9 protein-coding genes and 1 pseudogene are annotated in these 12,689 nt (G+C 54.4%); 5 read left to right on the forward strand and 5 right to left on the reverse strand.

Annotated elements, in window-relative coordinates:
* The first annotated feature begins 397 nt into the window (after positions 1 to 397).
* The 4 genes from W02_RS19415 to W02_RS19430 all read left to right on the forward strand — a co-directional run bounded on the left by W02_RS19415 (position 398) and on the right by W02_RS19430 (position 6,315).
* Positions 398 to 1,756 carry an RHS repeat-associated core domain-containing protein gene (locus W02_RS19415; RefSeq protein WP_173050766.1) on the forward strand — a complete coding sequence of 453 codons (1,359 nt, stop codon included), beginning with the start codon at positions 398 to 400 and terminating at the stop codon, positions 1,754 to 1,756.
* A gap of 68 nt (positions 1,757 to 1,824) precedes the next feature.
* Positions 1,825 to 2,196, forward strand: a complete 372-nt coding sequence (locus W02_RS19420) for a hypothetical protein (protein ID WP_173050767.1) — start codon at positions 1,825 to 1,827, stop codon at positions 2,194 to 2,196.
* A gap of 1,094 nt (positions 2,197 to 3,290) precedes the next feature.
* Positions 3,291 to 4,439, forward strand: coding sequence for a sorbosone dehydrogenase family protein (locus tag W02_RS19425; protein WP_173050769.1), 1,149 nt, complete (start codon positions 3,291 to 3,293; stop codon positions 4,437 to 4,439).
* Between the two features lie 697 nt (positions 4,440 to 5,136).
* Positions 5,137 to 6,315, forward strand: coding sequence for a S1C family serine protease (locus W02_RS19430; protein WP_173050771.1), 1,179 nt, complete (start codon positions 5,137 to 5,139; stop codon positions 6,313 to 6,315).
* A 97-nt stretch (positions 6,316 to 6,412) separates the two neighbouring features.
* On the opposite strand, the gene rnhA is transcribed toward W02_RS19430, so the two are convergent.
* Positions 6,413 to 7,834 carry a ribonuclease HI gene (gene rnhA, locus W02_RS21685; RefSeq protein WP_232068599.1) on the reverse strand — a complete coding sequence of 474 codons (1,422 nt, stop codon included), beginning with the start codon at positions 7,832 to 7,834 and terminating at the stop codon, positions 6,413 to 6,415.
* A gap of 466 nt (positions 7,835 to 8,300) precedes the next feature.
* On the opposite strand from rnhA, the gene W02_RS19445 reads away from it, so the two are divergent.
* On the forward strand, positions 8,301 to 8,672 hold the full coding sequence (locus tag W02_RS19445; RefSeq protein ID WP_173050774.1) for a tetratricopeptide repeat protein: 372 nt from the start codon (positions 8,301 to 8,303) through the stop codon (positions 8,670 to 8,672).
* 184 nt (positions 8,673 to 8,856) lie between these two features.
* On the opposite strand, the gene W02_RS19450 is transcribed toward W02_RS19445, so the two are convergent.
* The 4 genes and pseudogenes from W02_RS19450 to W02_RS19465 form a co-directional block, all read right to left on the reverse strand.
* Entirely contained in the window at positions 8,857 to 9,534 is a 678-nt protein-coding gene (locus tag W02_RS19450; protein WP_173050776.1) for a glutathione S-transferase family protein, read from the reverse strand.
* Positions 9,531 to 9,971 carry a VOC family protein gene (locus tag W02_RS19455; protein WP_173050778.1) on the reverse strand — a complete coding sequence of 147 codons (441 nt, stop codon included), beginning with the start codon at positions 9,969 to 9,971 and terminating at the stop codon, positions 9,531 to 9,533. The genes W02_RS19450 and W02_RS19455 overlap by 4 nt, the downstream gene beginning before the upstream one ends.
* Positions 9,968 to 11,022 (reverse strand): annotated as a pseudogene (locus W02_RS22290) (DUF2157 domain-containing protein). Before W02_RS22290 ends, W02_RS19455 begins: the two are co-directional and overlap by 4 nt.
* 298 nt (positions 11,023 to 11,320) lie before the next feature.
* A complete protein-coding gene (locus W02_RS19465; RefSeq protein ID WP_173050780.1) occupies positions 11,321 to 12,565 on the reverse strand; it encodes a murein transglycosylase domain-containing protein in 1,245 nt (414 codons plus the stop codon).
* Positions 12,566 to 12,689 lie beyond the last annotated feature (124 nt).

Raw genomic sequence — 12,689 nt, forward strand, 5'->3', positions numbered from 1 at the left:
TCCCCTTCGTTCCTCGCCGTTGCCGTTGCACTCTGGATCAGTGTAATCGTTCTGCCCTCATCCCTTTTTGGGAAGGAAACCGATGCCGATGTACCAGCGCACGACCAACTGGGGTCAGTTCTTGACTTTGCACGTGACAGAGACTCGGACCTGCTGCGGAGAATGTGGTGTGGCTTCGATCGCTTTCTGAATTTTCGAGGCTCGCGAAGAAGAATCAACTCTTGCGATCCAGCATCAACTCGGTTCCACTGCCACGCTGTTTGACGCTCCTCCCGCGAGGATACCTGACAGGGTAACGTCCTCCCCCCACGCTCGACTACGACCTCGAGAACCGCCTCCCCAGCATCACGGCCAATGGTCAGACGACGACCTTCGTCCATGACGGCGACGGGGGCGGGTGAAGAAAGTCGTGGGCGGCACCACCACGCGCTACATCAGCAAACTGTACGAATGTGAGACGACGGGGGCCGGCACCACGTGCACGCGGTTCATCTGGGCGGGCAATACGCGGATTGCCACGGTGGCCGTGAGCACGGGTACCGTGCAGTACTGGCATCCGGATCATCTGGGGTCCAGCACCGTCATCACCGACGGAGCGGGAGCCAAGGTCCAGTCGCTGGCGTATTATCCGTATGGCGGGACGCGGACGAATACGAGTTCGAGCACCCCACCGGTCGATGTGCCCTACAAGTACACGGGCAAGGAACTCGATGCCAGCACGGGCCTCTACGACTATGGAGCCCGACTGTATGATCCGGTCCTCGGACGCTTCATCAGTGCCGATACAATTGTGCCCAACCCGCGGGATCCGCAAGATCTCAATCGCTACACCTATGCGGGGAATAGTCCGTTCATGTACACGGACCCGACGGGGCACTTTAAACTCAATATCGGGAAATTCTTCCGACGCGCGCTCGGCGATGTGGGGACAACTTTGGTCGGAGTGGCGATTCAAGGGTTGGGCGCCTCAATTTTCGGCCCTGCTCACTTCCTTATTGGAGGCGCTGTCCTAACACAGTCTAAAACAGGCCGTGCTATTGTGGCCGCGGAAGCAGGTACTGCAGCGGGAGTATTTTGCGGACCAATATGTGGGGGAGCAGTTGGGGGAGCTTTTGGCGCAGCTCTTCAGGGCGGCGATATTGGAAGGGGTACAGCATTCGGTGCGCTCACAGGAGCAGTTTCTCTTGGTGCTGGCTGGTTTGCTGGCGGATTAATAAACGTCGATACAGGCTCGTATTGGGCCCAAATCGGCAAAGGAGTAGCGGTCGGAGCTCTAAAGGGTGCTTCGGTGTCTCTAGCAGTTTCCATTGCTCATGATAAATTAAGCGGAAATGCACTTTGGCAGTCAGCGGTTATGGGAAGCGTAATTGGAGGCGGCCTGGGAGCTGCCCGTCCAATCGTTCTGGGGCAGGACATCACAGATAGGCAAGAGATGCTCGGGGCGCGGATCGTAGCCGAGAACATTCAAGGAAGAGACTTCAGTGGCGTACGATTTGTGGAAGGAGGAATTCTGCAAGGACTAGGACCCCATGACGGTATAACTCTAGGAGGCCTAGTTAACTTTGATAGTGGGCGACTGGGTCAGTTTGATTGGGTAGGTCTTGTTGGTCATGAACTCGGACATGTTTCCCAACAGCAGGATGTTGGATTACTTCGATTCCAATTCAACTATGTGTTTGGCGACCATAGTGCGATTGAACTCGACGCAGATTTTAGAGCAGGATCAACCTGCTACGCTGGTGTTGGCCATTGTTAATCATCACTCAACGATTGGCTGGGGCTCTACTTTTGGCAATACTATTTGGTTGCCAAGTAGATGGCATCGTGATTGAGGTTCTGAAGCGAGATTCTAACGTCATATTGAATTTTCGGTACGATGGATCAGAGAATCCGGTAGGCATCACGGATATCCTCGTTCAAGAATCCAATAATGGTCCGATCGTATGGGACTTGAAGACCTATGATCCCTCTATGTTTGCGGAGAAACGGCGTGAGACGTTTGATCTAGAAAAGCTGAAGAAATCCCCAATAAAACTGCTCGTTCTTTCCCAATTGGTGTTGGGAATTGTCCCAAATGGGTTCAGACAGGATTTCCCTGTGTTAGAGGAGCAACCGAGGTTTGTGATCGGTAAATCATACGAGATATTTGTCCGTGGCGTTGGGCATCGCGGGCGAGAAAAGTTTACGTTCGACTGATCCATCGTCAGCTAGGGAAAACAAAGGGGTCGAGAGCACTGCTGTCCAAAAAATCTGCCCGTTAGGGTCTTTCCTACGTCAATCCCGAAAAAATGGGGTCATTCAAGTCAAGGAAGAGCAGCCGAATTGCCGCGCCTAAAACGAACCTCAGCTTCCTCTTACACACATAGATGACTATAAATAACGCTTCTGACGCGGTGATTTATTGAACACGATCCGCAAACAGTCGGTGACTGACGAAGCGGGGCATCCCGTCGGGGGTCTTGGCTGTAAGACCAAAATGGGGGTCAGTTCTTGACTGTGCACGTGGCAAAGACTCGGGTCTGCTGCGAAGAACGTGGTGCGGCTTCGATCGCGTTCTGAATTTTCGAGACTCGCGAAGAAAAGCCCAAAAGGGATCAAGTCTTGCGGTCCAGCATCGGCCGACATAGCCGAATGTCCGATTCCGCTTCCCACTCTGTCTTGATGATCCTCCCGCGGGCGATCACCTGAGGCCCCGACTACCACCCTCGACTACGACCCCGAGAACCGCCCCACCAGCATCTGAGGTGGCCCGGAAATAACGGACGCCTGGGTTAAGACTCACTTGTCTGTGCTCGAACTCCTAACCTCCTAAAAGTGCAATCCCAGCGGATGATATATTTTGTGGTGGCCGGTCGTCAGTTGCCTCCTCTTTTTCATTGAACCCTCTTGCGATCCCATCAGTCACTGCCTGTGTTTGGGAACGGTTCGTCTACGAAACGAAGGCGAACCTCGTCGGAGGTCTTGCTGTCGATCTACCCACCGGCCTTGCCGCACTGGAACAGGCACTGACTCCTGCCAGTGTAGAAATATTCCGAGATCGGCTGGGGGGGCACTGGCAGAGATCTATGGTGACAGACTACTGCAATGGCTCGATGGCACGATGCATTCCCACCCGGAAACGAAATCCCATGGGACTCAGCTGGTCTATATAGGTTTACGTGTCTTTGTTAAGCCAGCACGCTACGGTACAGTAGGTTGTCGTGAGGTGACGCTTCTTCCGGGTGGCGATGCCGACGTGCCAGTCGTCCTAAGAACATTGTCGATGCCACTTACTCCACCTTGAGGACTTCATGTCACGATGGTTCATATCTCTCCAGGTAAGGTACCTGCTGTTTTTCATGCTTCCTCTTTTTCTGATCAATTGCAGCGGTGGGTCCGATAGTTCGATTCCCCAGCCCGGCCCGACCAATAATGGCGGTGGCGGTTCCTCAGGCATCCCCAGTTTTACTCTTGAGCCCATGGTTGCCGCATCCGCCACGCAAATGGCATTTGCTCCGGGTGATCAGCTGTTTTACACCGATGGCAAGGGCGGGAACGTCTGGGTGATCGATACGGCCGGTGGGGCATGGCAGCGGCGCCCTCAGCCCTTCTATCACACGGAGGTAGGCCAGTTGGGGGAACAAGGGATTTCGGGCGTGGCTATTGATCCCGATTATGCCGCAAACAAATTCGTCTACATTTATTTCACGACGCCGCAATATAGTCGTCTCGTTCGGGTAACAGATACCAATGGTCGATCGAGCAATGAGCAGATACTTATTGACGGGATTCTTGCGGCGAATGTCCACAACGGTGGAGTGCTGCTGTTCGGAGCAGACGGCAAGCTGTATGTTACGACCGGGGACGCCACGCAGCAGCATGTAGCCCAAGATCCGGTGTCCCTAAACGGTAAGATTCTTCGTATCAATGCTGATGGGAGTGTGCCGTCTGATAATCCGTTCCCAGGCTCTCGAACGTGGCTCTATGGTGTGAGAAACAGCTTCGGATTGACGGTGCATCCGGCTACCAACGATCTCTGGTTTACGGATAATGGGCCCACGGTAGATGACGAGGTAAATCTCGCTGTGAAGGGAAGCAATTACGGGTGGCCTGAGACGACCGGGAAGGGCGATACCCGGTTTATCGATCCTGCTTTTGTCTTGGCTCAACCCGTTGGCATCACGAACATCGTGGCCGTACAGGCCACCCCGGTCTATCCCTCTCAGTATCACAACAATCTATTTTTTACAGACTTCGTGGAAGGGAAAATCCGTCGCCTCGTGTTAGATGCTTCCCTGAAAACGGTGGTCTCGGATTCAGTGGCCTTGGACATTCAACATGCCGCCGGTGCATTGATTGCCTTCAAGCAGGGACCGGATGGGTATATGTATGTCAGCGGTTCCTCATCGAGCGGGAGCAGCATTTACCGGGTTGCCCTGAATCCCAATGCGCCGCAATAGGCACGCAAAAGTTTCACGATTGGTGGGTCGGTCAGTTCATCCATGACTCAAATCGTCAGTTACTGGTGTGGAAGCTTCTTGCGTCCGCGCGACGACCGAAAGGGTCTTGAGGAAAGACTCCCGACCTCTTTGTTTTTCAGGGTCTGACCCCCCTTTATTTTCGCCACGAGCACAATCACAATATTTTCACTGCAAAACAAAACCTATCATAGACGAAAATCTTGGCATAATAATCGAGCAATTCATTTTTAGTTCCCATTGCCTGGTTAGGGTAATTGTCATGCATGAAAAGCGGTGGACCATCGCAATTTCGTTTGCGTTAGTATTCGGGATGTCAGTGGGAAGCACGGCCGTACTATTGATAAGTAGCATATATTGTTTTGATGGTGGCTTACCCATGGTATTTGAGTTTTGGGAAAATAATGGGGCAGGTTTCTCCGATGCATGGAAATGGGTGGGTTATGTGACCATTTTTGCAGGAGCGGGAGTAAGTATTATTGTGTGGCGATGGTTAATGTTAGGAACTGGGATCCTCTGAGAAGCGATGATCGGCTGTACCATGCCCGACCTTTGACCGGCTGCTTCCCTTCCAACATGCAGGTCGCTGTAACCTTTTATCCGCTCGAGACGACTGTGAAGCAGAATGTAGCCGAGCGGCGGCGCTGTGGAATGTCTCGCAATGAAAGAGAGGCCCTATATGAAATGGAGTGATGATGCACTGACCGCCAGTCGCAGCGTGGCCTTTGCCCGGAGCGTTGGAATCGTTGCAGTGATTTCGATCTTCTCTTTCAGCTCTCCGCCATCCCCCGCATGCGCCTTGAACACCCCTGAAGAGATCAACACCGTCCGGGTCTACAAGAAGATGTCCGCGGCGACCGTGCTCATCACTTCCGCGTATGCGAGTTCTCATCACGTGAACCAGGATCTGGGAAAGGGAATCGGCTCGGGCGTGCTCATCGACGATCAGGGTTTGATCGCGACGAATGCCCACGTCGTTCAAGGCGCTGCCAAGCTGACGGTGACGCTGCACGACGGCGCGCGTCTTCCCGCTGAGCTGATCGGCAGCGACATGGTCTCCGATGTGGCATTGCTGCGCGTCGCCGTTCAAAAGGGGAAGTACCCCCATGCCCACCTCGGCAACTCCGACAAACTGGAGGTCGGGCAGAAAGTCATCGCGATCGGCCATCCCTTCGGTTTGGGCTATGCGATGTCGACCGGTATCATCAGCGGATTCGGGAAGCTATGGGAAACGAAACAGGAAGTGTTTCAGGACCGCATCATTCAAACCACGACGCCGATCAATCCGGGGAACAGCGGCGGACCGCTGGTGGATTCGGACGACCGAGTGATCGGGCTCAATACGGCGATTCTCATGGGAGCGCAAAACATCGGATTCGCCATTCCCATCAACACCGTCAAAACCGTCATGGGGGAATTGCAGGCAAGCGGCCGCATCATCCGGCCGTGGCTGGGCGTCAAGGGAAAATTCGTTACGGAAGAGTTGCGGACGTTGATCGCCCTTCCCATCGTAGACGGGCTCATGGTTCAAGATGTCGAGGAAGGAAGCCCTGCCGCCAAAATAGGACTTCAAGCCGGCGAGTTGGATGTCGCGATCGAAGGGGAGCCATGGGTGCTCGGAGGGGACATTCTCGTGTCTGTAGACGGCCAGGATGTGAAATCGGTGGGACAGTATACCAAGGTCCTGCAGGGTCTCAAGGCCGATCAGACGATTGAATTGCGGGTGTTCCGAGACGGCGACTATCGGACCGTCAGCGCCAAGCTCGGCGAGCGACCGACGCCACCGCTGCCACAGCAGCGGGCAAAGACCGACGTGCCGCCTTTGATTCCCCAAGTGCTTCCGTATTCTCAGTTTTAGGGTCCTGTTCGTGAAGAACGTTTTCGTTGGAAGTGCGAATCATGACTCAATTCTATCCTAATAGGAGCAGAGTGAGATCCAGGAGAGACCCATGAGGCTATTTGGAGCGAGATCGGTGCGGTTGAGCGTCTTTGGCGAGGAGTAACGCGCCCAGGACTCCTGCATGTCCTCCTAAGCGGGGCGGCACGATATAACCATCGATTTCGTCCATAAGAGCTCGTGTGGGGAGATATTCATTGAGCAGTTCTTTCACTCTGCTTCGAATTAATGGAAAAAGAAACTGGCGCTGCATGACTCCGCCACCCAGGATGATGCGCCGTGGCGACAGGGTGCAGACCCACGTGTGGAGCGCCAGCGCGAGATAATGAGCTTCCAAGCTCCATGCAGGATGATTTTCCGGTAGCTCGTCGGGAGATATGCCCCAACGGGCGCGCATGGCCGTACCCGAAGCCAATCCTTCCAGGCAATCATTATGAAACGGGCAAATGCCGGCAAATGGGTCTTCCTTGAAATCGTGAGGCACCTTGATATGTCCCATTTCCGGATGCATGAGGCCATGGACGACCCGCCCGCCGACCATCGCGGCACCTCCGATGCCGGTTCCCACGGTCAGGTAGATGAAGTCTTGCATATCCAGTCCGGCTCCCCACCGTGCTTCGGCCAGCGCCGCCGCGTTCACATCTGTATCGATGGCCACAGGCACATTCAGCGCCCGAGCAAGGGCGCCGTTGATATCGATATTACGCCAGCCGGGTTTTGGAGTAGAGGTGATGTACCCGTATGTCTCTGAGTCGGGATCGAGGTCGACCGGGCCGAACGACCCGATTCCTATTGCGCTGAGCCCTTGCCTCGCGTGCTCGGCAAAGAATCGCACTGTATGCTCGATCGTCACGTCTGGAGACTCCGTGGGGATGGTGATGATGGTGAGATCATCCGGACTGGTCCCGATCCCGCAAACGAACTTTGTGCCTCCCGCTTCAATGCCACCGAATATGGACATTGGTGAAGAAGCTGGGGCGGGTCGTGCGATCTTCTCCAACAACGAGTCGCCTGAAGGAACATCGGCCGCACAACCGAAGACTGTGCCGGTGCTGCGCGCCTGTTCAAGCCCGGCTCGAGCCAAGGCGTCGGCCCGCTCGTTCTCCACATGGCCGGCATGACCTCTGATCCAGTGCCACTGGAGTGAATGGCGGGCAGCCAGCGCATCGAGCCTCCGCCACAGATCCTCGTTCTTCACCGGGTCTCTTCCCACCGTCTTCCAATTGCGCCGTTTCCAGCTATGAATCCATTCACTGATTCCTTTCTGGACATACTGTGAATCGGTATAGACCTGCGCCTCAATCGGCTCCTTGAACGATTGCAGGGCCTCGATGACGGCACGCAGTTCCATCCGATTGTTCGTGGTCGCGGGGTCGCCGCCGCACAGCTCCGTTTCGGCCCCATCGACGCGTAACAACGCTCCCCAACCGCCGGGACCAGGGTTTCCACTGCAGGCGCCGTCCGCATAGATTTCGATCATTCGTCGAGCCTTTGGATAAGATTGAAAACACGTTACGCGAAAGTGCGACAGGGTACTTTTCTATAGGACAAAGGTCAATTGGCAGACTCCGGCCGTCAACACCGACATGGCGAGGATTGCAAAGCCTTCAATGTTAATTGTTCGTCAATTTTGACAGGATCAATCGCTCGTATCCACAGTAGTAAATATAGGTTGATAGACTGGAAGGCAACCTCGAGCGGTCTCATATAAATGATCCTCTCATACTGTCCGTCGTGCGCATTGGTTGCTGTTTAGAGGCCGGCCTCGTGATTAAATGACGAGGAAGGTTCAGGGGTAGAACGTCAGCGAGAGATCGCACCTGCCGCGAAGAACGGATTGATGAAGTGACAAACGAGGGCGCGTGGGCTTCCGGCATCAAGCATCCAAGCGAATGTGTGTTACGTAGGAGTAGGTAGCGCTCACTCATTCACCAAGGAGGTTTCTCATGACAACGCGACTAGGAATCGTAGCCACGATGTGTTTGGCATTGGTGGCAATCGTAGCGGTCAGCTATGCCGATATGGGGCATGGAGCAGCACCGCTCAAGGCGGCTGCGGGGTCGAAGGCTGAGACCCATATCACTGAAGGGATCATGCATTACGAGAAGGGCCATATGGACGTGGCCAAGACGCACTTCGTGGAAGCCGCCAAGGCTGATCCGCAATCCGCCGAAGCTCATTTTGACGTTGCCCTGGTCCTGGACAAGATGGGCGACCATAAGAGCGCGATTGAGCATTTCAAGAAGGCTCAAGAGTTGGGGAAAAACAATCCAGACATCCAGAATTCTGAAATCCTCAAAAAGCACGTCAAGATGTAATCTGGCCGAGGCCCGGCGCCTTGTACGACGTGCCGGGCCTCACGGCCGATACCATCCATTCACAAGGTGGCTTAAATCTGCTGTGCGGGAAGGGGCCTAAAAGTTCGCGGGCTCGTGCGTCAAACGTTCTGGCAGACTCTTAACCTGTCAGCGCGACATTTTGGAACCAATTTGAATGCCGATATTATGTCTTGGCGCTCTGACTTGTGCCGCAGCGTGTCGCAACACGACTATGCCATCGATGAAGGTAGCTGAACCGCGTCGGGATTGCATTGTGACCGCTAAACATCAGGTTGCCGATGACGCCAAACAGATCACAGTCCACAAATCTCATGGACTCGTCAATCAAGAATGGCCGTACCGAGAGCATTTGCTCTAGCGGTTTCAAGCACTCTTCAAGTTCCTCGTGAAACGAGCCCTGGTTCGCATGCCATTGCGAAATGCAGCCTGAACCAAATTTCCGTTCTTTATGACGAAGCCACATGGTCCGGTCATGCACGTCGGGTAACCATGATTCGTAGTGGATGTCATTCAGTTTGAAAGCTACACCCTCTACATCCGATTCGATGTATCGGGATAGGATAGACTGAATCCCTTCCAGAGCAGGCGGGAAGAGATCCAAGCGAAACTTATCGTCGAGGTAGCGGGCTATCTCCTGCCCGAGTTCTGTCCTATCCCACACGATGGTCTTTCCGTCTTCAATGATAGGAATCTTGTAGTAGTTGCCTCCTGTTTTCTCGATGATGACCCGGCGATCGGAGTAGGGAAGGTCAACGACGCGGTGTTCTGCTTTGGCATAGCACAAAATCATTCTGATCGTGATACAGAACGGCGATACTGGATGATGATAGAGCGTAATCATGCCCCTTGCCCTGGTTCATCTGCCGATTCCCAAGCCGGGTTCCACGTCACTTCCCACAGATGCCCGTCGGGGTCCTGGAACGAGCCGGTGTACCCGCCCCAAAAGGCCTCGTGTGGCGGATCGGTGATGGTCGCACCTGCGTTCTTAGCCTGAGCGATGACCGTATCGACTTCAGCCTTGCTCGAGACGTTGTGTCCGAGGGACACCTCTGTGGCGCTTCGAGGCCCCAGAGGGACCTTGGCTTCGTGGGCAAGATCTTTTCTTGGCCATATGGCGAGTCGAAGCCCGTTGTGTAAATCAAAAAATGCCACGGCTCCGTGTTCGTATTCCGTTCCGACGATTCCCTTCGTGGACAACCCGAGCCCGTCCCTATAAAACGCGAGTGAGCGGTTCAGGTCATCAACCCCGAGCGTAATGACGGTGATGTGTGGCTTCATATGCGCGTTGGTACGATTCTCTTGTCTTTGCCCAAGTTCCAGATCGTTTCAGCTTTGCTGCCAATGTACCAGAAGCTAGCCGCCAATAGCGCAAAGAAGATAGCCTTGTGCAGGCTGTTCCAGAACAATTCGAAAAAGCGAGTATAGAGATTGACGCCCGCAAAGGTGATGCCAAAGCCTTTGGGGATATCGTTGTCGTGCCGCAGACCATGATAAATTGCCCGGCCGGCGACGCCTCCGAAAATAATGGACCAATGAAAGAGTTCGATCTGCTTGACGCGTTCCCAGACGTGCATGTCGGAGTAGTTGCCGAAGATCGACATGATCCATAGAGCGATGAAGAGATAGAGCAGTCCCGCCACCAGGGTGCTCCGATAGAACCGTTGCATCATCGGATGATGTCCCATGGCCAATGCAGAGCCGGTGAGCAAGGCGCCGAACAGCACGAACGCAACGGATAGTTCATGCCGAGATAATACGCTCCCCAACCAGACATGTAGCCGGTCTCCGCTCCCATCCAACTGCCCAGCGCCAGTAGGGCAAACACCCAGATGAGGTTCGATTCCAACATGGTTCCAAGAACCGCATAAACCAGAAATGAGAAGAGCAAGAGGAGGGAATAGTGTCCGGTGCCGGTATCCACAGTGAGTCCAAGTTGGGAGATGGCTCCGCCTGTGACGAGCACCGCGAGAAAAAAGATTGCTTCATTGCGGTAGACCTTATCAGGTGCATCCCTTCGCCTTGAAAATCCCCACCGATACAGGCCGGCTGCCACAACGGAAAGCAGAGCGTATTTATGAATGGCCGGCGCTTCGAATATGACCTTGAGCAAGTCCTGGAGCATGCGATCGGAAAGCGCCGCGCTCACCGACGAAACGATGGAGAAGAGGGCAATCCAGAACGAATATTTTGCAAGCTTTCGCCAATCGAAATACTGCACCTCGATCGTCGCAGCCAACGTTGCGGCTTGTGCACCGGGAATGACGCCGTCACGCTTCCATTGCTCGATCGCGTCGTGGACCACGGTGGCCTGCTTTCGGGGGAGCTTCATGAGGACCTCTTCAACGTGTGAGGAGCCGGCTGACGGTGGCGGGTCGAGAATGTGAGTGTATGTGGTTGTGTGCATCCCGTGGACGAACCATCATGTGCAGTATGTCTCAAGTTTCGGCAGGCTAGCGTTGAATGGGAACGTGTCAACGTGGAAGGGATTGAGGGAACAGCTATTGGAAGTGAGAACCGCATCAAAATGCAAATTCTAGGCAGCTAGTAAGGGGCAAAAGTTAAAAGCGGCTGGGCGTTCCAAGAGAGCATTACCGATTAATCGAGACGTACCAGCCTATTATCAGCTGTCAGTGTGATGCATTCGACGCGATCACGAAACCTTTTCTATAGGTGGTGACTTTTTCGAGATAGTTGCGGGTTTCTTGATAGGGAAGCTTGGCTTTCAACTTGTCGTAAAGCGTTGCCGGTCGGAGTTCGTTGATCTGCTGGATCGCGGTCGCACGATTCTTGGAAAATGTCTTGAAGACATTTCCGGCGCCGGTATTGTAGGCCGCGATCACGCAATATTCGCGTGACACCTGATTGGTCACGTCGTCCAGTTGGTCGAACATCAGGACGTTGAGAAACGCCGTTCCCAGCTCGACGTTCGCCTCGGGATCGAAAAGGTAATCGCGCGTCGGGATCACATCCTGGCCTTTTGCGCGGCGGTAGGCCTCTCGCCCACCGCTCGTGGGCACCAGCTGCATGAGGCCGTAGGCCGGCGCTGAACTGACCGCATAAGGATTGAAGTTGCTTTCTGTCCGGATGATCGCCAGGACCAGGCTCGGGCTCATCTTGTATTGCTCGGCGAACCGCATAACATACGGGCGGTATTTATCGGCCTGTTTCTGCGACAGGTTAGCCACCATCTTCATCGTGACATAGGTGGCCTGCTTCTTATTACCGTCCTGTTCGATGGTCCTCGTGCCGGTTTTCTTCTCGATCAGATAATCCGCGAACGAGTCGGCAGCCTCCGGTGTCTTAATCGGTTTGCCTTGCTGATCGAGGACAAGGCCCAGCAGATAGGGTTCTGTTGCGGCGTTCACCGGGATGTCCTTATCGGAGAATAGATCGACCACGCGCGGGTCCTGTGGCGTCAACAGCGTGGTCACGATCGCCCGGTTGAGGCTGTTGCGTGAGTCCTTATCGTCCAGCGTCTCCACCACGATCTCGGCCCTGTCGAAATCCACGATGGCTCGGCTCTTATAGCTTTGCGTATACTTCACGTATTTCTTCTTCTCGGGCAACGTGACTTCTTTGGGGCCCCACTTCTCGACGACCTTGCCCCTGAGTGCTGTATACAGCGCTTGGAAGTCGCGTTGTGCAGTCCTAAGATCGTTCAGCAATCGTTCGGGGTCTTTGGCATACTCATCGAGATGCCGCTTTGCAACCTGCGAAGGATTCTTGCCCTGAACGACGTCGAGCACCGTTTTTCCAGTGCGGCTGGCGAGTGCCTGCTCCGTGGCTGCGACCACGCGATCAGCGGATTCACAACTCAGAAGAGAAAGCGACAGCACAATCAATGCGAGAACGCGAGACGGCAGGCTGTTCATGGCGCGCATTCTACTACAGGAATGAGAAAGCGAATGCAGAATTTGGAAAAAGAGGGTAGGTATGGACGGAAGGACGGCTAATGTGTGGCGAGATCATGTCGCGGAAGTCTCTTCACCGAGGCTA

Source organism: Nitrospira sp. KM1, from assembly GCF_011405515.1.
Taxonomy (GTDB): domain Bacteria; phylum Nitrospirota; class Nitrospiria; order Nitrospirales; family Nitrospiraceae; genus Nitrospira_C.